A 25,023-nucleotide genomic window follows, 5' to 3' on the forward strand; every position below is an offset into this window, starting at 1 on the left:
AATCTGGAAAACGCAGCCCAAGCCCAAAGACCGTTTCCAGAATTATACTGGTGATAAAATTAGGCGATTCCCGCAAGAGCTGCGGGACCGTGTTCACGCAACAGCTCTTCGCGCAATTCTTTGTTTTCGACATAACTGAGCTTTGGATCTTTTCTTAATACCTCAAAAGCCGCCTCCCGTGCTTGTTGCAAGATCTGCATATCACGCACTAGATTTGCTAATTTAAATCCGGAAAGCCCTGACTGACGAGTTCCCATAAACTCTCCAGGCCCACGCATCTCAAGATCGAATTCGGCAATTTTAAATCCGTCCGAAGTTTTTTCCATCATCTCCGTACGTTGCCGTCCTTCTTCGGAAACGGCATAACCCATGATCAGAATACAGAAACTTTTGTATTCTCCCCGTCCCACCCGACCTCGCAACTGATGAAGTTGCGACAACCCAAAACGCTCGGCGTGCTCGATAATCATAATATTCGCATTAGGCACGTCAACACCGACTTCAATCACTGTTGTCGAAACCAAAACCTGGATTTCGTGATTACGGAATTGAGTCATCACCTGATCTTTTTCATCGGGTTTCATTTTTCCGTGTAAAAGACCGAATTTAACCTGGGGGAATTGTTCTCTGAGTTTTTCGTATTCAGATACCGCATCCTTCAGATCAATCTTTTCGCTCTCTTCCACCAAAGGATAAACGATATAAGCCTGACGACCTTTTTGCAGTTGTTCCATCATGAATTGCAAAGCTTGCGGGCGTTTGCTTTCAAAAGTCGCGCGCGTTTGAATCGGACTGCGCCCCGGAGGCATTTCGTCGATGATGGAGACGTCCAAATCACCATATACAGTCATTGCCAAAGTTCTTGGGATCGGCGTTGCGGTCATCACCAAGAAATGGGGAGATTTTCCTTTGTTCTTAAGAACACCCCGTTGCTCGACCCCGAAACGATGTTGTTCATCGATAATAACAAGTCCTAAGTTTGCGAACTGCACATCATCTTCAATCAGCGCATGCGTACCGATGATCAAATCAATTTCACCGGCTTGAAGGCTTGCGAGCATTTGTTTTTTCTCGGACGCTTTGGTCTTTCCAACCAAAAGAGCCAAACGAATTCCCAAAGGTTCTAAAACTTTTCTGGCATTTTTAAAATGTTGTTCAGCGAGAATCTCTGTCGGCGCCATCAAACAGGACTGAAATCCACTTTCAATGGTATAAAGAGCCGCCATAAAACTCACCAAAGTTTTACCGCTTCCCACATCCCCTTGAACCATGCGGTGCATGGGGTGAGATTTTTCCATATCCGCTTTAATTTCAGAGAAGACTCTTTTTTGAGCGCCCGTCATTTCAAAAGGCAAAGATAAAGCCAACGCTTTCATCTTTTCGCCTTTGTTGTGAATCTGCGGGGCTCCTTCTTTTTGGAAGCCTGTTTTTTTAGAGGCGAGATAAAGCTCTAACCAAAAGAACTCATCAAAGATAATTCTTTTTTGCGCGGCACTTCGGAATTCGGCGTATTCAGAGGCTCGGCTTGGCTCCGGATAATGGATTTCTTTTAAGGCGTCTTTACGAGGCTTCAGTTGATATTTTTCAAGAATCCATTTTGGCAAAGCTTCCGGCGGCCATTCTTCGATTTGTGCGAAGGCCTGGCGAACAAGTTTCATGATCTTTGCCGTCGCAAGTCCTTCGATCTCTGTGTAGAGCGGGATCAAAGCATCTTGAGTTTCTTCATCGGGTTCGATATCGCGAATGTCGGGATGATGGAATTCAATGCGCCCACGGTACTCCGTCACTTTTCCCACGACCCGGACATCTGTGAACGGCTTAAAGCGTTCAAAATATCCTTTATAAGGAACGCGGAAGTACTTGCAATGAATCTGACCGGAAGAATCGCGGACAACAACGTCGTACATTTTCCGCGTTGAACGTCCCATATTGATACTGTGAACCGCAACAACTTGAGCCTTGATGCTGACAATATCGTCCGGTTTGAGACTGGAAATATTGCGCGCGGCCCGTTGATCTTCATAGGCTCTCGGATAGAACTCAAACAGGTCGCCCAAAGTCTTTAATCCCTTCCGAGAGAAGAGATCGCCGAGCTTGGGTCCGACTCCTTTAAGGTACTGAATTTGGGTGTCTAGACGAAGGGCCATCGCCTTCGATTATTCAGGATTTTGTTTCTAAGTCAATGTATCCATGGCAGAATTTTGATATGGAGTCGTCATCTTTTTTTCGCATCCGCCTAAATACCATCCGTCCCGATAAAATCACCACTTTTGATATTTATGTCTATGTGGATCAAAAGCATCTTTTGTACTTGCGCGCCGGAGATCGCCTCTCTGACGGGAAGATCAAAGCGATGCACCGTAAAGACACGGGGGATTCATTTTTCGTAAAAACGGAAGATAAACAGCAGTACCGTGACTGGGTTCGTGAAGAGATGAACTCAGATCTCATTGATCCTTTCGAAAAGGCGAAAATCCTGCGGGAGTCTTCTGTCGCTTTGATGGAAGATCTTTTCGAAAATCCGGATGTAAATAAAGCCCTTGATGACTCTCGTCCGATCATCACAGATTTTATTGATCTGATGGAAAATGCTCCTGAAGCGATGGGCTTTATGATCTCTCTTTCAGGACATGATTTTTACACGTACAACCACTCTCTCGATGTCAGCATCTACTCTTTGGGGCTTGGAAAAGCTTTGGGTTATGATGCGAAGACTTTAGAGGAACTCGGTGTGGGCTCCCTTTTCCACGATATCGGCAAGCGCAATGTGAGCTTGGATATTCTGTGCAAAAAAGGCGGTTTGACAGACGCGGAATGGGAGCAAATGAAAATGCACCCGCAGTACGGTCTCGTGATTTTAAATAATCATCCTAACATTAGCGATGCCATCAAAGCAGCCTGCTTTGAACATCATGAATCTTGGGCCGGCAATGGATATCCTCAGCAGTTAGTTGCTGACGAGATTCATCCTTTCGCACGTATTGTTGCCATCACGGATACCTACGATGCGATGACAACGCAAAGATCTTACAACGTGCCGATGACTCCTCTGGATGCGGTCACGATGATGAAAGAAAAATTAGCGGGTCGTTATGATCCCGATATGTTGAAGGCCATGTACTCTGTCTTATTTAAAATTAAGGTCGCTTCATGAAGAACGTTTTGTATTCATTGATCTTGATTGCGAGCATTCCTTTGATTGCTCTGGCAATCGAGCCTGCAAATCCTGCTGGTTTTTGTGATCGTTTTATTGGTGAAAAAGAAATCCAATCCTGCAAAGAGCGCACAGAAAAAGAAGAAGTCGATTGGTACGCTGGCACTGTCTGCAATTTGCAAAAAGAAGACAAAGCTTTTTGGTCTTGCTGGGACAGCATCAAAGGCAAAAGCTTTAATCCTCAGGCCTTAGACAAATGCGGCGAAGATACAGATCTTTCCGACGATCAACGCCAGTCTTGTATTAATGACGCTCGCGGTACTCGCAAACCCGCTTCCGAGCAAAATGACCTCTTTCAGAAACTGAAAATCAAGGGCCGCCACTAGGCCCTTGCCTATTTTAAATCTGTCGGCTTTCTAGACAGTCTCCTGTATTAAATTCTCAGGACTTCAAAGATCTCTCCCAGAGTCATCAAAGTTTGGTAAAACCTGGGCCTTATGAAAAAGACTCTTTGGATTTCATTGGCGATGCTGGGATTGACTTTAACTGGATGCAGTTATGCTCTGGAAGAAGTGGGTTTGTTTAAAACTTCAGATTCTTTACCACGCATTGGCGCTTTTCAATTTGCCGATCAAAAAATCAGCTTTGAAGTTGTGACTTCTGTGTCTATGCGAACTTGCATGGAGTGCCACGCTACTGGCAATCGCAGCATGAATACGGCAGAAAAAGTATTGGCGCAGAAAGATTCTATCTTGGGTGCAATCCATAAAGAATCCATGCCTCCCCGCTCTGGCGGTTATAAGCCTTTAACGGCCTGTGAAAAACAGATCTTAGAAACTTGGATTGATGATCAACTCCACAATCGCCTGGAAGTTCAAAAAGTCAAAGACCTTCCTGCGTGTGCTGGAGCTGAAGCACCGAAAGCCAAGCCGAAAACGGATTTTAAAACTCTGGAAGTGAGTTTTGATAATCTAAAAAAAGAAATCCTTGAACCAAAATGTTTAAGCTGCCACACGGTGGAGACCGCGAAGAAAACAGTGCTTGAAGATGTCGCTCATATCAATGAGAAGGGGCTTCTTAAAGAGACGGCCGAGGACAGCATCCTTTATAAAATCACTGTCCCCGGCATGTACAAGCGTTTCATGCCTCCCACTCGCACGGGCATTGCCCCTCTGACGGCCGACGAGTTGGATTATATGAAACGCTGGATTGATTCCGGCGCGAAATAAAGGCGAGAATTTTTCAAGGGTGTCAAAATATTAGACATCCTTGAAATAGTTGCCAACCCTTCTCTTCCATCAAGGAACATGGCCTCCCTTCTGTTATATTTCTTCTCGATGAAACAAGGTCTATTTCTCCTCTCATTTCTGCTGCTATTTTCTTCCTCGGGTTTTGCCAAATTGCCTGCGTGCATGGATAAAAAAGACCGACTGGAATTTAACGAAAATAAAGTTCTGGTGTGGCGCGATCATCTTGATAAAAAAGAGACCGCTCGTGCGTTTATCAAAGGCATCATCGTGCGCATTATGGAAGACCGCCAGAAACACGTTCACTTTGAAGTCGATTTCGACAAAGATCTTTCCACCAAAGACGACCGCATTGAAGTGATTTACAATACTAAATTCGGCCCGCTTCCGGAAAACAGACCGGGCGATGAGATCGTCGCTTGTGGTGATTTTGTCGCAGATCCCTATTCACCTTTTAAAGGTGTTGTGCACTGGTTGCACATGAGCCCTAAGAAAAGTGCCCATGACGACGGATACCTGGCCATCAATGGTATTGTGACAGGTCTTGTAAATCCAAAACCGGAGAATAAGTAAAATGAATAAGTATTTGCTTCTTCTTTTGCCATTTCTGCTTCTTGCTTGCGGCGAGCAACGCACTTCCACTTCTGAAGTGGAGATGAAACAATCCACGGGTGTTCTTTACGGCGACGACACCCGAGAAGATCTTTACGAAAATGGCAGTTACGCAAATATCGCTTCTGCGACAGCCATTCTTGTGGAAGGGCGCAAGATGACTCAAAAAGGGGACTTGTGGAGTGTTGATTCTCAAGCTCTGGATAAGCACTATCCCCTTTGTCCTGATGAAAAATTCGTCAAACAACAAGCTCTGGGACTTTGTTCTGGTGTATTGATCGCTCCCAACAAAGTTCTTACAGCCGGACACTGCATGCAAAGCAAAGAGCGCTGTGCTGGAACAAAATTTATGTTCGGCTGGAACTTACAAAAGTCCTTAACAAAGACTGTTCGTGATGCCGACGTCTATCACTGCAAAAACGTTATCGAACAAAAAACACATCGTGCAAAAGGAATTGACTACGCCATCGTCGAGTTGGACCGCGATGTTGAGAACGTAACACCCGTAAAGATCGCCGAAGAAAAAACTCTTGGGCGTGGCGAAGAAGTCGTAAGCCTGTCTTACCCTTTGGGAATTCCGTTGAAAAAAGACATAGGCAAAGTGGCCGAATATTCTCCGGAAAAAAACTTTTTTAAAGTGGAAGTGGATACCTTTGCGGGCAGTTCAGGCTCCCCCTTGTTTAATACCAACAATGAGTTGATCGGCATTCTGAGCACTGGCATGGAAGATTTCTTGGAAGACGACATCTTCCGTATTCAGACGGAAGGCGGCTGTCTTAACATCCACCGCTGTAAGAATGGCCAATGTTTCGGTGAAAGTTTCTTTAAAGCATCTCTTATTGACCTTTAACATATTTCTCGTTCGTGTTTAGTCAGTTTATTTCAAGTTCTTTAGAATGGAACTATGAACACGAAATCTTTGCCGTGGTGGACTTGGCCTCTGCCCTTTTTCATTCTTCTTATGGGGACTTTTGTGAGTCTTCCGTTTGCGACAAACCAAGGAGTGTACTGGATCTACTTTCCTATCAACCTTGGAGTCGCCATGTCCCTGTGGTGGGGACCTCGGGTTCTTGTCGGAGTCTATATCAATGCCTTGATAGCTGCTTATTTACTTTCGCTTCCCCGACCCTATCTCTATCCCATCTATGCCATTCCAGAAACCTTGGAAGTCTTCATCGCGTGGATGCTGGTTCGCGAGCGTTTTAAAAATTTTTCTACTTGGAAACCCACACCTAAAAACATCAGTCTCTTTTTTGTCTATGGTCTTTTAATTCCGTCAGTCCTTTGTTCGATGGCTATTCAGGCGATCTTCGTCATAACAGGCTTCATGGACCGAGCCATGTTCGTATGGTCCTCTTTGGTCGCTACCATCGGTAATTTGACCGGAGCTGTCTTTGTGACTTTGCCTTTGCTCATTTTATTATCGCCTTATCTCTATCAAAAAGGTTTGTCCCTTTTCGTCTACGAATCCTTGCCTCCTTTGCGTTTTGAAAAGCTCAGCCAAAAAGAAAGAGCTCTGGGAATCTGTATTCTTGCCGGAAGTTTGATCATTGGAATTTCACTCCCCCTTTCCCAGACCTGGTATGTTTACGGAATTTTGATTCTTATATCGGCGGCGTGGTATGGCCTCTATGCTGCCCTCTTAATTAACACGTGGATTATGGCGATCACCATTTCTCTACCCAAAATTTTGCATCTTCCTTGGGCTAACGATCCCGTCCTCGTGCAAACTCCGGCCACCCTGCTCACTCTGTGCTTTTGCTCTTTAATCACGGGCTCGGCCGTGACCAGTTTGACCGAGAAACTGGCGAAACTTAAAGAAACAGAGGGTGAACTCAAAGCTGCCAAAGAACAGGCCGAAGAAGCTTCCCAAGCCAAATCAGAATTCTTAGCAAGAATGAGTCATGAAATCAGAACGCCTCTGAATTCGGTTTTAGGAATGCTGGAGCTTTTAAAAGAAACTCAACTTTCTAAAGATCAGGAACGCTATCTGACTCTTTTCAGTCATGCCGGAGAAAATCTCAAGGCTTTGATCAATGACCTTTTGGATTTTTCTAAAATCGAAGCCAAGGCTTTAACGGTGGAAAATGTCAGCTACAACTTGCATGGCACCATCCGCAGTGTCTTTGAAATCTTGCAAATCAAAGCCGAAGAAAAGGGAATTCATTTTGAACTTAATATCGACGCTGAAGTTCCCCAACTACAATGGGGTGATCCCACTCGTTTACGCCAGGTTCTTTTTAACCTCATAGGAAATGCGCTGAAATTCACCAGCGAAGGCAACGTGCGGGTGAATGTCAAAATTGAAAAAGGTGCCACTGAAAAACTGATCATCGAAGTTCAAGATACAGGTATCGGCATTCCCCGAGACAAACAGTCCCGTCTGTTCTCTCCCTTTTTTCAAGCAGATCCTGGTATTACTAGAAAGTATGGTGGCACCGGCCTGGGGCTTGTCATTTCAAAAAATCTTGTGGAGATCATGGGTGGAACTATGGAAATGAAAAGTCTTTCCGGACGAGGCACGACATTCCGTATTCTTCTGCCTCATCGCCCGGATTTTAGCAGTCACTTAGAGAAAAAAACTTCTCCCGTGGCTTCATGGACTTCGCAATTCCCCAACCGCCGTTTCCGTATTCTCCTTGTTGATGACTCTGAAGACAATCGTGTCTTGATGATTCATTATCTTAAAAATCTTCCCTTTGACTGCGAGGAGGCGGTCAACGGTCAAGAGGCCGTCGATAAATTCAAAACAACTCACTATGATTTGATTTTTATGGATATGCAGATGCCCATTATGACAGGCTATCGCGCCACAGAACTGATTCGATTTTGGGAGCGAGAAAAGAAACTGCCACACACGCCGATCATTGCTTTAACAGCAACAGCCGTGATTGAAGATCTGCAACGAACTATTGCCAGTGGATGTGATTCTTACGCGGTAAAACCCGTCAAGAAAGCGGAGATTCTTGAAATCTTAGCTCATAATTTAACGACGAAGACACCTGTCAATGAAGCCTTCAAAGAACCGCCTTCACCTAGTATCTGACTGGTCAAAGAGCCACGCACGCGGCCATGTTTAAGAAGCTCTTCATAAAAAGCTTCCTCTTTAGCCGGAGATGGAAAGCGACAGATAATTTCAAAATCAGTATCCACAGGACGGAAATACTGAATTTCCCCTTTGGCGATCACGATATTTTCCGTCGGGATTTTGCGCTCTTTCAGACCCGCAAGTACCAAAGCATAAGCCGCTAAAACTGCCGTCGCATAAAGACTTCCGCCAAAAGCCGTTCCCTTGTGATTGCGACTTTGTTCCAAAGAAACACGAAAGCACACTTCTTCAGAACGGATTCTAGTCACTTCAATGCCCAGATGTTCATAAAGAGCGATCTTATCCTTCAGGATGGCGATCATCTCTTGAGAATCTATTTCCATTGCTCGTATCCTCCAGCAAAGTTGCTGGCCTTTTTATATCCTAAAAAGTTCAAAGCGTAAGTCACAGCTCCCGAGCGCACACCGTGATTGCTTAAAATCAAAATCTTTGTGTCTTTAGAAATGTTCTTTTCATAAAGAGCACGTTCGACTTTTTTATTTGGCAAACCCTTTTCACCAAAGAACTCACTCCATTCAATATTGACCACAGGAACTTTGACATCTTTCACCTGCGACAAATTGCGAAGAGCAAACTCTTGCGGAGAACGTACATCGATCACCACCAAAGCACTTTCGGCTTTACCGACCATCGCCTTAAAGTCTTTCAGATCCGTCGCCAGATTTTCTGCCACCTCGGGTTTCCAATACGCCTTATTTTGAACAAGAGGGGCTTCTTTGGTCGTGTTCATTTCGCGATAGGAGTTATGAAGAAGAGTATAAACCTCTTTCACACCCAAAACTTTTAAAGTCCAGGCGATACGACCTTCTTCACCCATTCCTTGCGGGCCTTTTCCCAAGACCAGAACTTTGGTTTGTGGATCAACACCAATCAAAGAAAGACGACGAGCTAGCGCAAAAAGATCCGTCTGCAAAAGTCCGCGAGACTTTGGATTTTGTTGAGAGAAATCTTCCCAACGAACATTGATGGCCCCCGGAACGTGAGCCAAGTTAAACTCAAATGCCGGACGAGCATCCAAAATAACTGGATTATCCTTCATTAGTTTTTCAGCGGTGATACTTTCCCCGATGACGGGTTCTTGTGTCACAATTTTGGTGGGCTTTTGTTGACAGCCCACCAAGACAGCAAGAGAGGCAACTAAAAGCCCCCACTTCATTTCGTAATTCTCATCGTCGGGAAGAAAATAATGTCGCGGATACTAGGTCGGTCCGTCATGATCATGACGATACGTTCGATTCCGATACCCACACCACCTGTTGGCGGCATGCCAGCGTCGATGGCAAGCAAGAAGTCTTCATCCATTGGGTGAGCTTCTTCGTCCGTCGCACGATTGGCTTCCTGTTCTTTCAAACGCGCCAATTGGTCTTCAGGGTCGTTCAACTCAGAGTAAGCATTTCCGATTTCCATGCAAGCTGCGAATGGCTCAAAACGCTCCACCAAACGGTTGTCTCTACGGTGGATCTTCGTCAATGGAGAAATCTCCACAGGATGATCCATCACAAACGTCGGTTGCCACAAGTGCTGTTCCGCTGTGAGTTCGAAAAGTTCCATAATCATTTCGCCTTTTTTACCTGGCTTATCAATGTCGCCACCGTGTTTACGGATGGCTTGGAACAATTCTTCTTCTGTTGCCTTATCTGGATCAATGCCCGCGTATTCACGAACACCGTCATGAACCGTCAAACGTCTCCAAGGAGGAGTGAAATCAATTTCTTTTCCTTGGTAAGAAACCTTCATGCTGCCCGTGATTTTCAAAGCCAACTGAGAAATCAACTCTTCAAATTGTTTCATTTGATAGTTGTAGTCCGTGTAAGCTTCGTAGAACTCAAGGAGCGCGAACTCAGGATTGTGAGTGCGGTCGATACCTTCGTTACGGAAGTTTTTGCTGATCTCATAAACTTTTTCAAAACCGCCCACGATCAGACGTTTCAAATAAAGCTCTGGAGAAATACGCATATAAAGCTTCATATCCAAGGCTTTATGGTGAGTCGTAAATGGCGTCGCCGCGGCTCCACCGTACACCGGTTGAAGAGTCGGGGTTTCCACTTCCATAAATCCGCGATCATCCAAGAAACGACGAATTTCTTTGATGATCTTAGAGCGAGTTTCAAAAACCTTGCGAGAGTCCGCATCCGAGATCAAATCCAAATGTCTGTGACGATATTTGATTTCGATATCTTGAACGCCGTGAAATTTCTCTGGCAATGGTTCGATTGTTTTAGTCAAAATCTGGAAGCTCTTTGCATAAATCGAGAACTCCCCTTTTTGAGATTTGAAAACGAATCCGTCGATACCAACGATATCACCCAAGTCGACAAGATTGAAGGCTTCACGATCTTGCTCGGAAAGCTCTTCTGTCTTTACGTAAACTTGCACTGTGCCTGTTTGATCTTGGATGTTAAAGAAAGATGCTTTACCCATCATACGCAAAGTCATCAAACGACCTGCAATACGATAAGCAAACTCAGGCTTTTTTTCGCCGGATTGAAGAGTGGCTGCATGTTCAGCCACCACTTCAGAGATCTTCGCCTTATTCTCAAAAACATAAGGATAAGGGTTGATGCCTTTCTCGCGAAGGGCATGAAGTTTTTTACGTTTCTCGGCTCTTAAAGGATTCTCGTTGATGCTCATTATAGTTTTTTTCCTGCAAATGCTTCCATCACGTTATGCAACAATTGGATAGCTTCTTTCTTTGGACGTTGGAAAGCGTTGCGGCCCATGATGGAACCGAAGCCACCGCCTTGAGCTAGTTCAGAAACCTCTTTCAAGATTTCTTCAGTGCCCTTCGCTTCTCCACCAGAGAAGATCACGATGCGTTTGCCTTTGAAGCAAGCATCAACCACATGACGAGTGCGGTCTGCCAACGTCGCCACTTTGATACCTTGTTCTTGGTAAACTTTTGCAGCTGCAGATTGTTCAATGTGTGCCGTTGGTGGTTTTACTTTGATGATGTGCGCGCCCAGTTGAGCCGCTACGTGAGCTGCGTATGCAATCACGTCGATCGCCGTTTCGCCCTCTTTAGAGATTTGCTCGCCACGAGCGTAAGACCAGATCACCACAACAAGGCCTGCTTGTTTTGCCAAGCGAGAAGCTTCTGCGATTTCTTCGTACATGTGTTTACGTTCACCAGATCCTGGGTAGATTGTGAAACCAATACCCACACAACCCAATCTCAAAGCGTCATCGATGTATGAAGTCACTGCAGAGATAGGACGTTTATCGCCGTAAAGAGTGTCGGAGTTATTGATTTTCAAGATCAATGGAATTTCACCAGCATAATCACGAGCAACCGCCTCGATAGCACCGAGTGGAGCCGCGTAAGCATTGCAACCAGATTCAATCGCAAGTTCTACGTGGTACGCAGGATCGTAACCATCTGGATTTTTCGCGAAGGAGCGAGCGGGACCATGCTCAAAACCTTGGTCCACCGGCAAGATAACCATTTTACCAGTGCCAGCGAGCTTTCCGTGATTCATCATACGAGCTAAATTCGTAAGAACTCCTGGGTTGTCAGCTCCGTACCAGCTTAAAATCTCTCTAACTCTTGGCGTCATCTAAATCTCCTGTTACTGCGAAAACATGTGTAGAACTCAAATTCAAGACCTCGAAGTCTTCTCAGAGGGCTCTTTGAGCGCTGTAAATTTATTGAGTTTTTTCTATATAATCAAGCGCGTCTCAGAGATTAACACGCTTGGCAGAAAAGAGACTGTGGTATACTTTCTCGGCGGACGTCGGCAGAGCCGGAGCGCCGGGGCGCGCAGGCTGAAGCAGCATCTAAATGAGGATTTTATGAGCACAAACGTTACATTTGAACCCACTCCAAATCCAGCGACGATGAAGTTTATCCTTCCTCGCCAGGTCACGCAGGAAGGTTTCGACTGTCCGACGGCTCAGGATGCTGAACGCTCTCCTTTGGCCTCAAAAATCTTTGGTTTTCCTTGGACAAGCTCTGTTTACGTAGGACCTAACTTCATTACAGTCACTAAACAAGACTGGGTGGATTGGGAACTTTTGGCTCAACCTTTGAGTGGCTTGATTCAGGAGCACTTGGACCGCAATGAGCCCGTGGTCGTGGAATTCGTGGCAATGCCTGAAGACGACGAAAACGATGCTCCTATTGTTCGCAATATCAAATCAGTTTTGAATCGTGAGATCCGCCCGGTTGTCGCCCTTGATGGAGGCGATATCGTATTCTCTAAATATGAAGGTAATATCCTTTATATTCACATGAAGGGCGCGTGTTCGGGATGTCCAAGTTCGACGATCACCCTGAAAGAGGGCATTGAGACTCGCATGAAGGAACTTTTCCCGGAGATTCAAGAAGTTGTCTCGATCTAAATTTTTTCACGAAAGTAAATTCCTCGCCAAACTCGCAGGTCCTATCGTTGTTGGTCAAGTGGGTCAGAATCTGATCACTCTTGCTGACACGATCATGGTCGGCGCTTTAGGTCCTTTGGCATTGGGTGCTTCTGCTTTTGCGGGAAGTGTCTTTATCGTCTTTTTGATTTTTGGAATCGGCATGCTGGCTCCGATGACGGCTCTTTTTGCACGCATGCAGGGCCAGGAAAATTATCCTTACGGAGGAGTGCTTCTTAAACACAGTGTCGCCATGGCGTTGGCGATCAGTGGTTTCGTGATTGCTCTTCTTTATGTGCTTCTTCCCAACTTGCATTACTTTGGACAAACTCAAGAAGTTTTAAAACTAGGAAGTTCGTTTTTCGAAATCATCGCATGGTCGGTTTTGCCAAGTTTGATTTATCAGACTTACAAACAGTTTACCGATGGTATTGGTAAAACCAAAGTAGCCATGTATGTGATGATCTTCGGCGTGATTTTCAATATCGCCGGAAACTATGTGCTCATTCATGGATACTATGGATTTCCAAAATTAGGTCTGAATGGTTCTGCTTGGGCCACGCTAATTGCCCGCACTTTGATGGCTGTGGTGATGATGATCTATGTGCATTTTCATTCTCATTTTAAACACTATCTTACCGAAAGATGGACTCATCGTTTTGATCACCATCTTTTAAAGAACATCATCCGTTTGGGAATTCCCAATGGCCTGACCTATTTGTTTGAGGTTGGTGCTTTCTCGTCGGCTGCCGTGATGATGGGATGGTTCGGTGCTATGCCTTTAGCGGCTCATCAAATCACGATCAGCTTAGCGAGCACAAGTTTCTTAATCACTTTGGGAGTTGGCATTGCCGCCAGCATTCGTGTTGGCTATGAGTTGGGCCGTGGCGATTACTCCTTAGCGCGTTTTGCGGGATTTACAGCAATCAAGCTGGGTGCCGCTTACATGAGTCTGTGCGCCGTGGGATTCTTTTTCCTGCGCCACTGGTTCCCGACTTTTTACGTCTCAGATCAAGATGTCATCGAGTGGGCCGCGAAGTTTTTTGTCGTGGTTGCGATCTTTGAAATCTTCGACGGAATTCAGGCCGTGGCAATTGGCGCCCTTCGCGGCATGAGTGATACACAATGGCCAAGCATCATTGCGTTCTTTGCTTATTGGATCATGGGACTTCCGCTAGGATATCTTTTGGCTTTCCACTTAGGTGTAGGGCCTGTAGGAATTTGGATCGGTCTTTTGATTGGACTTATTTTCGCTTCGATCTTACTGACGTGGAGATTTCATATTTTAAGTCGTCGATTTGTTAAGAACTAAGGTTCATACACGCAACGGAATCCGCCATTGGTAACGGAAGATCCTCCGTTCCCCGCTCTTAAACCAGCAAATACTCCGGCGTCTCTTCCTTGATAAGTAGTGCCGCCGCGCCAAATGACGATATTGGACCCTGCGCTAGGAATCAAAGAGAAATCCAACTTACCGTAACCACAGTAATCTCCTGAAGACGGAGCCGGGCATGAATTTGAAGTTCCATAAAGGGCGCGAAGTTGTCCGCCCACCCATGCAAGATTCGAGACATAGCCGCTACTAGGGGAATACCCTGTATCACTGTTGTTGTCAGTTTCACGAGTCACTTCCCAGGCATTCCCAGCGATATCCCATACCTCTTGACCATAAGGCAGAACAAATCTACGTCGAGCCGATTGATCACCGCAAATGGTTGCATCGGTCGGACTACAAGGATCTGCCGTATTGGCAGCTGCCGGAGTCACATTCAAAATCGTATTCCCACGATAAAGAATACCACTCTCGACAGAACCACCCGACCAATTCCCCGGCTGCTGTCGAATAAGATCCGCCAAAGCATTCCACTGTTGATTTGTTATGACCTTGTACTTTGATCCCCGATTCTGGCAGGCCGCGACCGCATCCATCTGACTGATGCCAATCAGGGGAGTTCCCGTCGCAATAAACTGAGGACTGGATAGAGAATTCTTCGCTTCAAATTTTCCAACGCAAAAAGCTCCAACACTAGAAGCTGCCGGGTTGTAAACATAAGCTAAATCTGACGCCGGACAATTGAAGCTCGTAAATAATACTTGAGATATCGTGCTTTCATTCCCCACGGGATCCAGCACTTTCACCTGGACACGATAATTTGTCCCTAAGGTCACATTGCTTGACATATTGAAGAAGACTCCTGATCCTGACTGACTCCATCCTACCATTTCCACGCCATCAGAATCTCTCACGATACGAATGGTTACACTTACAGGATCCGGATCGCTAGGGAGACCAAACGAAACTGTTGGAGAATCAAAAATTCTAGAAGGAATAGGTCCTAAGGTAAGCCCTGTCACCGGATCCGGATTTTGCGCATCAATTTTAATATTGCGAGATTTAAGATAGCTCGAGTTTGCTCCCGTGTCCGTAGCGGGAATGGCGTTGGCATCAACGACGGTATTGTTAGCATCGTAAATACGCCCTCCATTGAGATCCATAGAATTCACACCGAGTGGAGCGGCATACTGCCCACTTGAAACTATATAGTTAAATCTCAACGTTGTTCCACTCGCCACAAGAGTCGGAGAACCAACGGAGCCACCTGTATTTAGATTCAAGGCGATCGATCCAGTGAAAGAGATGGCTCTGCTAAACTCTACAAAGATCGGAACTTGTTGACCTGCTTTGTATGTCGCATTGCTTGTAACATCTGAATAGATTCTGATGATCTGAGGAACCGGGAATTGGGTCGTAAATGGGTACGCAGCATTGGTAGCCATCGTGGTGTTACCATTGACATCTTTGGCCTGGGCATAAACTTTGTACGTGATGTTTGGTTGTAACGTGCACGAAAAAGTAATGTAGCTAGAACTGCTGGTTTGACTTGGGCAAATAGTGGTTGTTCCAGTGTTGTCTTTGACAAAGGCTTCGTAACTAACAGCGTCTGCAGCAGTTCCCAGATCAACCCTTAAACCTTGTGCCGTCAATAAATCATCCGTGGTGACATCATCAACACTAGCAGAAGAGCGGACACCCATGATTGCAAAACCACCCGGAGGTGTAACATCTTTTTGCAAATTTAAAACAATGCTTTCGCCGGTATTTCCCGCTTCGTCAGTGTGTTTAGCTTTGAGCGTAAAGCTTCCCTCAGGAATAACGACGTTTGCGTTGAAATTCAATCCGACCGCACATGTCGCCGTAGTCACTTTAGTTCCATTCAAATAGAGATCGACATCCATCAAGCTTTCACTGCAAGATCCTTGAACGGTGATGGCATTCGCGGCTCCGACATCGGAATAGTTAAAAACTCTTCCTTGTGTAGGACTTGTAAAGCTGACCGTTGGCGTTTGAACGTCGATCTGCACAGTCTTTTCCGCTTCCCCATAAGCGCGTGCATCTGTCGCTTTTTGGTGTTTTGCCCGAATGGAGACAGGCCCGCTTGGATATGCTGAATCAATATCTGCTGCGGCCGTGTAACTTCCGTCAGTACAAGTCGTTGTGATATTCCCGTTGGCAAAAGGGCCTTCCACAATAACAGATCCACCTTGCAAAGAACAGTTTCCCGAAACCGTGTAACCGGCATTTGTGGCGGCGATATTGATATCAAGGGCCTGTGTTGAAACCGTAGGAGCTTTGAAAAGAGCTGAAAGAGTGCGATAGTAAACCGACGTTTCCCCTTCTAGATTTTTCACTTTCCAACGAATCTGAAAATCCTGACGAAAATCCCCGGACGTTATTGGCGTCACGTAAGGCGCTGCATAGTCTATAGGAACAGCCACAGAAACTTTGCCTGTTGTCGCGCAGTCAAAGTTCAAACCTGGCACAAGATCCGTGACTTGTTTCCACTCTTTGCTTTGCGGATTTTGCACTTCGACCATGTTGACAGTACTGCTGCAAGAGATCTCCATAGGAATGGAAGACTCTGTCGCGTCGGGAAGCATGTCACCTTCAGCAATGGCATTGTCGACATTGAACTCTGTTTTACCTTGAATGGCTTTGCTTAAAAAACCGATTTCTAGATTTCTTTCAGAACACGCAGACAAGGAAAATAACAGAAGCACGAGAAAACAATTTCTCCAGAAAGATCGCAGAGATAATCCCATTGTGGAAGCGCCAACGTGCATAGTAAACTTATCGGCGCTTACAGCCTAAGATTGAGCTTCAAAGTGAGACTCAATCAGTTTCTAAGTTATAAATTAGGGATATGCATCACGAGGAGACGACGCTGAACGAGGACGACCCGTGCCACCACCTTTATCAGAATGAGACGTTATAGAGTGCCATTGGACGCTGCGCTCTTTGATAAAAATGCTACCAATGATAAACGTCATAACCGCAACACCAATAGGATAGATAAGCCCCGCAAAATGATTCCCCGTCGATGCGACAAGAGCCGTTCCAATAAAGGGAACCAAACCTCCAAAGACACCGTTACCAATATGGTAAGGCAAAGACATCGACGTATAACGAATCTGTGTCGGGAAAAGCTCAACGAGGAAGGCGGCAATAGGCCCATACACCATCGTGACGTAAATCACTTGAATGAAAACCAGCAACGTCAGCATGAAGATATTGGGATTCATCGCCGTGGCATTAGGGTCCATCGGATTCCAACCGGAGTAAGCCTCCATTCCTTTGTAAATCGGAATATAAGTAAGTGCGGCAATCAAACATCCCGCCATCATAATACGTTTACGTCCGATGCGATCTGAAAGCGCACCAAAGACAATGAAAAATGGAGTCCCAAAAAGAAGAGCCGTCGCAATGATCTGATTGGCTAAAACGAAATCAACCTTAAGAACTGTTTGCAGATAATAAAGCGCATAGAATTGTCCTGTATACCAAACCACACCCTGACCGGCTGTAGCCCCAAGCAAAGAGAGAATCACCAACCGGCGATTTTCTGGATGAAGAAAACTGTCCCGCAATGGACTCTTAGATGTTTTTCCTTCGGCTTTCATCTGCATAAACAAAGGAGACTCTTGCATCTTTCGACGAATCACATAAGAGACAATCACCAGAACAACCGATAAGAGAAACGGCACCCGCCATCCCCATGTTTTGAATGAGTCTTCGCCGATGGAAAGCCGCGTGACAAGAATCACTCCCAAAGAAACAAATAAACCGAGAGTCGCTGTGGTCTGAATAAAGCTGGTGTAAAACCCACGCTTTCCATCAGGACTGTGTTCGGCCACATAGGTCGCAGCCCCTCCATATTCGCCTCCTAATGCCAGGCCTTGCAACAAACGCAGAGCCAACAACAAAATCGGAGCCATCACACCAATGCTTTCATAACTTGGCAAAAGGCCAATGGCTGTCGTCGCAAGTCCCATGATCAACAACGTCACCATAAAAGCGTATTTTCGTCCGACAACATCACCGACACGTCCAAACACCAAAGCTCCAAAGGGACGAACGATGAATCCCGTGGCAAAGGTGGCGAGCGTTCCTAATAAAGCCACGGTTTCATTTCCTTTAGGGAAAAAATGGGCAGCGATGATCGTGGCAAGACTTCCGAAGATATAAAAGTCATACCACTCAATCAAAGTTCCGGCGCTGGAAGCAGCAATAACCTTCCAAATATTTTTTTTCTCTGTTGTTGAAATAACGGCGTCCGCAGATGCTGCCATAAGAAAACCCCTTCCTTTGGATAGCTCCATTGTTGGGAAGGGGTCGATTCAGAACAAATGAATTCTATTAAGATTTCCGAACTTTAATTAAAAACTGTAAAGTCACAAAGATCTATTGAAACACCGTCTCGCAACGAAGAGGAGCGACGAACACAGGTGTTTTCACTGGAGGCTGCTGCGAAGATCCATACATCATGTCTTTGATTTCGGACCAACCGAGTTTGATTAAATCCTTGTGGGAGATTTTTTCTTCAACTACAAGGCGTTTGTACATCACAACCGGGTTTGATTTCGCCAAGGACTTCATTAAGGATGTCACCGTCAATGGACTTCCGCTATCAGCCAAAAGTTTATTCACAATAACGATCCCGCGATTCAAGCTGATAAACTCATAAGGAAGTTTAAGACCGTTGTCCATGGCCCACGCCGTCCAATGTTCCAACGAAGCTTTGGTTTCTTTACCAGACACAATCAGATTCAAACGCTCGTTCACCAAAGATCTGAATTGAGTCTCGTTCACTGTGTTTTGCGACTTATCACTGATCTTCCAGAAGGCTCTGGCAATGAGCTCCGGATTTTTCAATTCCGTTCCAGCACCCAAAACCATCACTTGACGTTGCAGGTGTTCTGAAAGGATACCGCCCATTCCATAATCCAAAATGTTCACATAAATTTTCGGCTCAGTCACTCGAATCATAAAGTTCCCTTGATGTAAATCTGAGTGATAGAATCCACCGCCAAAAAGAACTTCGTAAGCCCACACTCGACTCATGTGCTCGATCACGCTTTTCTTAAGTTCAGGAATCGTGTCCACGAAAATCGCCGCTTCTTTATCGAGCTTCTTTCCGATCACGAGTTCCTGCACCATGAATTCCGATTTTCCTTTACCGTCGTAAATTTTAGGAACGTGGAATTCGATAAAGTTTTTATATTCAGGAGTTTTCATCAAAACTGTTTTTTCATAGCGAGTCTTCGCCAGTTTTTGACGGGCAATGGTATCTTCTTGGCTCAGCTCTGCCGTTACCGTTGCTGTAATATCTGCGACCACCGGACCTAACTTCGGAGCGCCCGTTTTTCTAAATTCAGGGTTGGAGTCTAAGATTTCCGCCACGGCACTCAGAATTTTACTGTCTTCAGCAACGCGAGCTTCAATCCCAGGCTTGATAAAACGCACGACCACATCGTGTCTTTCACCGTCCACTGTGATTTTCGCACGGTGAACCTGCGCCATCGTACCTACGCCCAAAGCTTTTCTTTCAAAATAAGTAAATTTATAGTTATTCTTTTCGTTTTTAAGAATCTCATCCACTTGCACCCAAGGGACAGGTCGCACCGAGTTTTCCAAACCGCGGAAAACTTCCAACATCTCAGGACCGAGATCCGCTTGACGAGCCACGACCTGCAAAAGTTTTTGTAACTGAGGACCGCTGTTTTGCACCATCACTTCAAACTTTTTAATATCGCTAATATTCAGGTCACCACCCAAATATGAAGACACGATCAGTTTCTTAGAAGCAGGACTTAATCGAGAAAAGTACTCACTAAACATCGTCTGCATGAAAATACGCATCGTTGCATCTTGCTGTTGAGCAAAACTTGATTCCGCCATTTTTTCACCAACGCGGTCCAACTCTTTCATACGATCACTGAGAATAGCATCACTTTCGTTGAGAACCCATTGTTCAGCGATCTTTTGTCCTGCCGGATTTTGCGCCAAAGCCAGAACTTGAGCACCGAGGCCTTCGATTTGAAGTTTGCCTTCAGCCTTACCCTCTGCCGATGATTTGAGTTGATTCAGTTGCCATTCTATATATTGATCAATTTGTCTTTGCACACGAGGACTGTCGGCAACAAAGGTCTTCATTGCACGAGGGCCTTGCTTTTCAATGATATTTAAATCCATTTCTACGCTGTGAGTGTTGGGCCATTCACCGCGGAACCGCGTGAGGAACTCATTAAAGTTTTTTACTTTAACCGTTTGAGCTTGCGTTTGGTAAACACCTTTAAAATAATTCTTAGCGCGCGAAAGAATTTCTTCCTTCTTTTCTGCACTTTCTCCCTGCGCCATCAAAGCATAGGTCAGTGCGAGGCGCTGTTCAAAAGCCAGAAAGAGTCCTGTGGATTCAGGAGTGGCTGCCCAAGCAAATTTGAATACAAATACGATCCCGATCAAAATGAATTTGAGCTGTCTCAACATGATACACCCTTTGGAAGTAAACTTCATAAGGGACAACATGCATTCTGTGGGCCTGACAGAGATAAACTTTACAAAGACATGAGTGCTTAAGAACTAAACACTGCGCATAGAACGTCATTACCTACTTCAAAGGAAAGTCATTGAGGTGTTTTACAGACTAAGATGTCTTTGGAATCATTCGTATCCCTAGGTACTAGATTTGTAGCATAGGAACCAAAAGCGACATAGCGACCATCCGGACTGATACTGAGATAGTCGATATTGTAATCGTTGTTCTGAGCTCCCCACTGTCCCACTGACATCCGCGTCGTCACGCCCGTCTGCCTGTCATGAACGAACACATCCAAATCCGCGTTCGTATCTCCGGCGACGAGGTTTGTGGCAAAAGATAAAAATGCGACATAGCGACCATCCCCGCTGATGCGAGAGGTCCCGAATGAGTCGTCATCTCCCTGAACTCCGCCTGATGCTACCGACACCAGGGTCGTTTGTCCTGTCTGGCGGTCGTGAACGAAAATATCTTCCTTACCGTTCGTATCCCCAGCAATGAGATTCGTCGCGGAAGATGAAAATGAAATATAGCGACCATCCCCACTGATGCTGGCGCCGTCGCTTCCACTATTTGCTTGAACTCCACTTGAATCCACCGACACACGAGTGGTTAATCCTGTCTGTCGGTCATGAACAAAAATATCCGACGATCCGTTTGTATCTCCGACGACAAGGTTTGTTGCGGCGGAGTAGAAGGCAACATAACGACCGTCCCCGCTAATTTGAGGATCAAAGCTAAAACTATTTGCTTGAACTCCACTGGAATCCACCGATACACGAGTGGTTAATCCTGTCTGTCGGTCATGAACAAAAATATCTTGCTGCCCGTTCGTATCTCCGGCGATGAGATTCGTCGCCAAAGAGCCAAACGAAACATAGCGACCATCCCCACTGATACTAGGGGTGTAGCTATTGTTATTTGCCTGAACTCCGCTTGAATCTACCGACACACGAGTGGTTACTCCCGTCTGACGATCATGGACGAAAACATCTTGTCGATTGTTTGTATCACTAGCCACGAGGTTCGTGGCACTTGAGAGAAAGGCCACATAACGGCCATCCGCACTAATGCTAGGCTCAGAGCTGCTGTTATTCCCGACAACTCCGTTTGAATCCTTCGACACCAGTGTTGTGACTCCTGTCTGGCGATCATGCACAACGACATTCCCGCCCCAGGGGTCTTCGGCGACAAGGTTCGTAGCCCAAGAGTCGTAAGCGACATAGCGACCATCAGCACTTAAGCTCGGAGCATCGGAATCATTGTCCGTTTCTGTGCCCAGCGAACTGTCGTTTCCTAAGCTTGTCACTCCTGCCTGGAGGTCGCGAATGAAAACATCCTCGCCTCCATTCGTATCCCCGGCGACGAGATTCGTAGCATCAGACTCGAAAGCAATATACCGACCATCTGCACTGAAACTAGGCCAAACGCTAGAGCTATTTGCTTGAACTCCACTTGAATTCAATGCAACCAATGTCGTCGCTCCCGTCTGGCGATCATGAAGGAAAACATCAGCATTACTATTCGTATCGCCAGAGACGAGGTTCGTAGCTATAGATTGAAAAGCCACATAGCGACCATCCGCACTGAGAACGGGTCCACTTGTGCTTTGCTGATTTGCTTGAGCTCCGCTAGAGTCCACCGACACTCGGCTCGTTACTCCCGTCTGGCGATCATGAACAAAAACATCCGGCCACCCGTTCGTATCTCCAGTGACGAGGTTCGTAGCGCTTGAATGGAACCCCACGTATCTTCCATCCGCACTGATACTGGGGTAATTACTATAGAGGTCCGCTTGAACCCCACTTGAATCCACCGACACCCGAGTCGTCGCTCCGGTCTGGCGGTCATGAACGAAAATGTCCGACCGACCGTTCGTATCTCCAGCAACAAGATTCGTGGCATCGGATACAAAAGTCACATAACGGCCATCTCCACTGATGCTAGTGCGATAGCTATCGTTATTTGCCTGGGTTCCGCTTGAATCCACCGAAACCCGAGTGGTTGATCCCGTTTGTCGGTCATGAACAAAAATATCTTGCTGCCCATTCGTATCTCCGGCAACAAGGTTCGTGGCATTGGATTCGAATGCTATATAACGGCCATCCCCACTGAGTCTGGCGCCGCCAGCAGCATCGTTTGCCTGAACTCCACTTGAATCCACTGAGACTCGGGTCGTTACCCCCATCTGACGATCACGAACGAATAGATCCTTCTCTCCATTCGTGTCACCGGCGACGAGGTTCGTGGCAACTGATGAAAACAAAATGTAGCGACCGTCTTCGCTAATGCCGCCATTATAACTCCAATTATTCCCCTCCACTCCGCCGTTACCGACAGAAACTCGTTCTGAGACACCCGTCTGACGGTCGATGACATAGACGTCATCCAAACCATTTTCATCGTCGGGAGCAATATCCGCTATTGTATAGTAAGCAATGTATCTTCCGTTCCCAGAGAGCATTGGCTCCGAGCTAATTCCCTTTTTTTCATTCCCGGTATATGCAGGCCTGGAAACGATGGCAACCTGGCTTTCCTGCAAATGCACTTTGAAGATCATGTCGTTGGATCTTTGACCGTCAACTTCGTAATGACAGGAAAATTCTTGATTCTCTTGTGCGGTCCATTCTGCTTCCGTCGCCACCCAGAAAGTGGGCTGAAGCTGAAAGAACTTTTCGGTCGTCACATCCATTTGTTGAATCGCACGATTTCCCGTAGCGCCATCACAGCTTAGAACTGCGCCCACAGGTAAATTTTTAAAACGAACCTTGTTTTTTTGTAAACCCTCGAACATCTCGAAGATGACCTCAGTATCACCGTTGAAGTTCAGCGAAATTTTTGAACTGAGCTGGGTTGTATCTAAGTTTGATTTATCGAAAATCAGCGAACTGGAACCTTGAAGCTCAGAGCGCAGAATAGACGCATCCAAGGAACATCCTGAAAGAAGAAAGGCCCACGATAAGTGGACGAGCACACCGAATGTGAAAAGACGTCTCAAGACTTTTTCCACGCCAAATAACCTCAAACGTTCCAGATAAATAAAGCAGTTGCTACTACTACTTATCGGCAAAAACTATGGCCGGCTAAATAAGTGGAGTCTAATTTTTTTGAAATCATTTAGGGGACTAGAAGTGACGGACTGATCACACGATATCTATTTTGGATTTTCTGCCAGATATCTGAATGAGGACCTGTGATCCCATCAATGCCTTGAGCTCCCGCAACTCCACGAAGCCGCGGATCAAGTTTTCCTCCCGGAAGGAATTGGCGCAGATCAGGACCTTGCGGATTCCCAGCTCCATCTTTACCTGCAACACGGACAGCAGCACCGTAGGAAGAACCGCCTCCACCGCCGCCATAAGAACCAGCATTTCCAGAACCACCACCGCCGCCGTAAGTTCCGCCGTTCACAGCCGTACTTTGTGCAGGATCACCGTCTTCAGTCGAGGCGGAAGACCTTCCGCCGCCAAGACCACCACTGCTGCCTCCGGCTGTATCGAAGTGCACACCGGAACCTTGTTGTCCATCTATGCTGTCGCCTCCACCGCCGGAAGGAAGTGGTGCGTGCTGAATACTCGGAAGACCCGGAATATCTCCAGTAATATCATCGGCGCCACCGGCCGTCTGAACGCGCGAAGAAGAATCAATAAGATTTGTTACTTGAGATTCTCCACCGGCTTTTTGTTGATTCGAACACATCGGGTCCATAGGACTATTTATACACACACAGACCTTGTTCGTTTTAGCAAACTCTGCGTTCGAGCAGTCAACTGGTGCAGCACCTGGGCATCCCGGATAATTGGGTGTGGCTTTACACATCTCGGTGACAGGATCATTGGTTTTCGATTCATCACCTTTGGTTTGATTTTCACATTGGGAAGCGTTGGCATTGGTCTGTCCGTAATTTCGCAAGGCTTGATTGGCTTCATTCACCTTTGCAACGTAGTTACTGCAAGTTCGCAGTTTATCTTCGGCAGCAGTTTTCGGAGCTGCGCCACCAAGACAGGACTCATTGTTTTTCGCGTAATCCACCAGATCCTGACAAGACTTGCGGCATGAGCTTAAGGCATTGCTACAGTTCAAACGATAAGCTGCTAAAGCGGCGTTGGCTGCTTGAGAAACATCGGCCATTCCAGAACATGCAGCTTGGACATTGGAAGACGTTTGTTGCCCCATTTGCAATGCCATTTGCGAAGCTGTTCCTGAAACACTATTCAGACCAGAGTCGTTTTTCTCATCACACGTAGACGCGGTTGATTCGATTTCAGCTTCACATTGGGATTTTAAATTATCGTATTGTGCTTGGCAGGCACTTCCTCCACCAGAAGAAGCGTTATTATTCTGTCCGCCGTTTGTAGGTCTGGGAGTTGGCGTAGGAGCAGTGCGCGGAAGACCAATATCATTGGGACGAGGAACTGGAAGTGGAACATTAGCACCCGTTGGCAACACGGGATCTGTCGGCGCCGTATAGCATCTTTCTGTACATCGATAAAACGCCATTTCGCCGCTGCCGCCCTGATGAGTTCGAGTACATTCATCAAGACATGCCTGATCGGTGGTGGCCAAAGAGACTACCGAAAAAAATAAAAGAAGTATGCTCAGCCCGAAAGTACCAGTAGCCGACCTCATTGATCACCCCTACTGATATTTTCGTATTTTTCTGAAATTTCC

The 25,023-nt window shown here is 46.1% G+C and carries 18 protein-coding genes; 8 read left to right on the plus strand and 10 right to left on the minus strand.

Annotated elements, in window-relative coordinates; genetic code table 11:
* Window positions 1-59: 59 nt before the first annotated feature.
* Window positions 60-2,147 carry an ATP-dependent DNA helicase RecG gene (recG, locus tag ACL934_RS11755; RefSeq protein ID WP_374073666.1) on the minus strand — a complete coding sequence of 696 codons (2,088 nt, stop codon included), beginning with the start codon at window positions 2,145-2,147 and terminating at the stop codon, window positions 60-62.
* 59 nt (window positions 2,148-2,206) lie between these two features.
* Between recG and ACL934_RS11760 the strand changes: the two genes are divergently transcribed.
* From ACL934_RS11760 to ACL934_RS11785, 6 genes are all read left to right on the plus strand, one after another.
* Entirely contained in the window at window positions 2,207-3,154 is a 948-nt protein-coding gene (locus ACL934_RS11760) for an HD-GYP domain-containing protein (protein ID WP_374073668.1), read from the plus strand.
* Window positions 3,151-3,540 (plus strand): hypothetical protein, encoded by a 390-nt coding sequence (locus ACL934_RS11765; RefSeq protein ID WP_374073670.1) that lies wholly within the window; start codon window positions 3,151-3,153, stop codon window positions 3,538-3,540. The genes ACL934_RS11760 and ACL934_RS11765 overlap by 4 nt, the downstream gene beginning before the upstream one ends.
* Window positions 3,541-3,651: 111 nt before the next feature.
* Window positions 3,652-4,383, plus strand: a complete 732-nt coding sequence (locus tag ACL934_RS11770) for a c-type cytochrome (RefSeq protein WP_374073672.1) — start codon at window positions 3,652-3,654, stop codon at window positions 4,381-4,383.
* Between the two features lie 78 nt (window positions 4,384-4,461).
* Window positions 4,462-4,974 carry a hypothetical protein gene (locus tag ACL934_RS11775; RefSeq protein WP_374073674.1) on the plus strand — a complete coding sequence of 171 codons (513 nt, stop codon included), beginning with the start codon at window positions 4,462-4,464 and terminating at the stop codon, window positions 4,972-4,974.
* A gap of 1 nt (window position 4,975) precedes the next feature.
* On the plus strand, window positions 4,976-5,863 hold the full coding sequence (locus ACL934_RS11780; RefSeq protein WP_413612269.1) for a trypsin-like serine peptidase: 888 nt from the start codon (window positions 4,976-4,978) through the stop codon (window positions 5,861-5,863).
* 54 nt (window positions 5,864-5,917) lie between these two features.
* Window positions 5,918-8,059: an ATP-binding protein gene (locus ACL934_RS11785; protein WP_374073678.1), complete on the plus strand. Its 2,142-nt coding sequence runs from the start codon at window positions 5,918-5,920 to the stop codon at window positions 8,057-8,059.
* On the opposite strand, the gene ACL934_RS11790 is transcribed toward ACL934_RS11785, so the two are convergent.
* From ACL934_RS11790 to ACL934_RS11805, 4 genes are read right to left on the minus strand one after another with little or no spacing between them, the layout of a single operon-like run.
* A complete protein-coding gene (locus ACL934_RS11790; protein ID WP_374073680.1) occupies window positions 7,993-8,445 on the minus strand; it encodes a YiiD C-terminal domain-containing protein in 453 nt (150 codons plus the stop codon). The two genes, ACL934_RS11785 and ACL934_RS11790, sit on opposite strands and share 67 nt — an antisense overlap.
* On the minus strand, window positions 8,436-9,278 hold the full coding sequence (locus tag ACL934_RS11795; RefSeq protein WP_374073682.1) for a sulfurtransferase: 843 nt from the start codon (window positions 9,276-9,278) through the stop codon (window positions 8,436-8,438). The genes ACL934_RS11790 and ACL934_RS11795 overlap by 10 nt, the downstream gene beginning before the upstream one ends.
* Window positions 9,275-10,753 carry a lysine--tRNA ligase gene (gene lysS, locus ACL934_RS11800; RefSeq protein ID WP_374073684.1) on the minus strand — a complete coding sequence of 493 codons (1,479 nt, stop codon included), beginning with the start codon at window positions 10,751-10,753 and terminating at the stop codon, window positions 9,275-9,277. The genes ACL934_RS11795 and lysS overlap by 4 nt, the downstream gene beginning before the upstream one ends.
* Window positions 10,753-11,676, minus strand: coding sequence for a class I fructose-bisphosphate aldolase (locus ACL934_RS11805; protein WP_374073686.1), 924 nt, complete (start codon window positions 11,674-11,676; stop codon window positions 10,753-10,755). The genes lysS and ACL934_RS11805 overlap by 1 nt, the downstream gene beginning before the upstream one ends.
* A 235-nt stretch (window positions 11,677-11,911) precedes the next feature.
* Here ACL934_RS11805 and ACL934_RS11810 point away from each other — a divergent pair, with 235 nt between their 5' ends.
* Both ACL934_RS11810 and ACL934_RS11815 read left to right on the plus strand, forming a co-directional pair.
* A complete protein-coding gene (locus ACL934_RS11810; RefSeq protein ID WP_374073688.1) occupies window positions 11,912-12,460 on the plus strand; it encodes a NifU family protein in 549 nt (182 codons plus the stop codon).
* On the plus strand, window positions 12,447-13,790 hold the full coding sequence (locus ACL934_RS11815) for an MATE family efflux transporter (protein ID WP_374073690.1): 1,344 nt from the start codon (window positions 12,447-12,449) through the stop codon (window positions 13,788-13,790). Before ACL934_RS11810 ends, ACL934_RS11815 begins: the two co-directional genes overlap by 14 nt.
* On the opposite strand, the gene ACL934_RS11820 is transcribed toward ACL934_RS11815, so the two are convergent.
* The 5 genes from ACL934_RS11820 to ACL934_RS11840 all read right to left on the minus strand — a co-directional run bounded on the left by ACL934_RS11820 (window position 13,787) and on the right by ACL934_RS11840 (window position 24,981).
* Entirely contained in the window at window positions 13,787-16,537 is a 2,751-nt protein-coding gene (locus ACL934_RS11820; protein ID WP_374073692.1) for an Ig-like domain-containing protein, read from the minus strand. The genes ACL934_RS11815 and ACL934_RS11820 overlap by 4 nt on opposite strands.
* Before the next feature lie 135 nt (window positions 16,538-16,672).
* A complete protein-coding gene (locus ACL934_RS11825; RefSeq protein ID WP_413612270.1) occupies window positions 16,673-18,106 on the minus strand; it encodes an MFS transporter in 1,434 nt (477 codons plus the stop codon).
* A gap of 112 nt (window positions 18,107-18,218) precedes the next feature.
* Window positions 18,219-20,303 carry an AarF/UbiB family protein gene (locus ACL934_RS11830; RefSeq protein WP_374073694.1) on the minus strand — a complete coding sequence of 695 codons (2,085 nt, stop codon included), beginning with the start codon at window positions 20,301-20,303 and terminating at the stop codon, window positions 18,219-18,221.
* A gap of 137 nt (window positions 20,304-20,440) precedes the next feature.
* A complete protein-coding gene (locus tag ACL934_RS11835; protein ID WP_413612271.1) occupies window positions 20,441-23,350 on the minus strand; it encodes a hypothetical protein in 2,910 nt (969 codons plus the stop codon).
* A 119-nt stretch (window positions 23,351-23,469) separates the two neighbouring features.
* On the minus strand, window positions 23,470-24,981 hold the full coding sequence (locus ACL934_RS11840; RefSeq protein ID WP_413612272.1) for a hypothetical protein: 1,512 nt from the start codon (window positions 24,979-24,981) through the stop codon (window positions 23,470-23,472).
* Window positions 24,982-25,023 lie beyond the last annotated feature (42 nt).

The organism is Bdellovibrio sp. HCB-110 (assembly GCF_047323225.1).
GTDB lineage: Bacteria > Bdellovibrionota > Bdellovibrionia > Bdellovibrionales > Bdellovibrionaceae > Bdellovibrio.

Coding starts and splice junctions, on each gene's coding strand:
- ACL934_RS11790 (WP_374073680.1), bottom strand. CDS start 8,445: ATGGAAATAGATTCTCAAGAGATGATCGCCATCCTGAAGGATAAGATC.
- ACL934_RS11765 (WP_374073670.1), top strand. CDS start 3,151: ATGAAGAACGTTTTGTATTCATTGATCTTGATTGCGAGCATTCCTTTG.
- lysS (WP_374073684.1), bottom strand. CDS start 10,753: ATGAGCATCAACGAGAATCCTTTAAGAGCCGAGAAACGTAAAAAACTT.
- ACL934_RS11785 (WP_374073678.1), top strand. CDS start 5,918: ATGAACACGAAATCTTTGCCGTGGTGGACTTGGCCTCTGCCCTTTTTC.
- ACL934_RS11770 (WP_374073672.1), top strand. CDS start 3,652: ATGAAAAAGACTCTTTGGATTTCATTGGCGATGCTGGGATTGACTTTA.
- ACL934_RS11775 (WP_374073674.1), top strand. CDS start 4,462: ATGGCCTCCCTTCTGTTATATTTCTTCTCGATGAAACAAGGTCTATTT.
- ACL934_RS11825 (WP_413612270.1), bottom strand. CDS start 18,106: ATGGCAGCATCTGCGGACGCCGTTATTTCAACAACAGAGAAAAAAAAT.
- ACL934_RS11805 (WP_374073686.1), bottom strand. CDS start 11,676: ATGACGCCAAGAGTTAGAGAGATTTTAAGCTGGTACGGAGCTGACAAC.
- recG (WP_374073666.1), bottom strand. CDS start 2,147: ATGGCCCTTCGTCTAGACACCCAAATTCAGTACCTTAAAGGAGTCGGA.
- ACL934_RS11830 (WP_374073694.1), bottom strand. CDS start 20,303: ATGTTGAGACAGCTCAAATTCATTTTGATCGGGATCGTATTTGTATTC.
- ACL934_RS11810 (WP_374073688.1), top strand. CDS start 11,912: ATGAGCACAAACGTTACATTTGAACCCACTCCAAATCCAGCGACGATG.
- ACL934_RS11780 (WP_413612269.1), top strand. CDS start 4,976: ATGAATAAGTATTTGCTTCTTCTTTTGCCATTTCTGCTTCTTGCTTGC.
- ACL934_RS11840 (WP_413612272.1), bottom strand. CDS start 24,981: ATGAGGTCGGCTACTGGTACTTTCGGGCTGAGCATACTTCTTTTATTT.
- ACL934_RS11795 (WP_374073682.1), bottom strand. CDS start 9,278: ATGAAGTGGGGGCTTTTAGTTGCCTCTCTTGCTGTCTTGGTGGGCTGT.
- ACL934_RS11760 (WP_374073668.1), top strand. CDS start 2,207: ATGGAGTCGTCATCTTTTTTTCGCATCCGCCTAAATACCATCCGTCCC.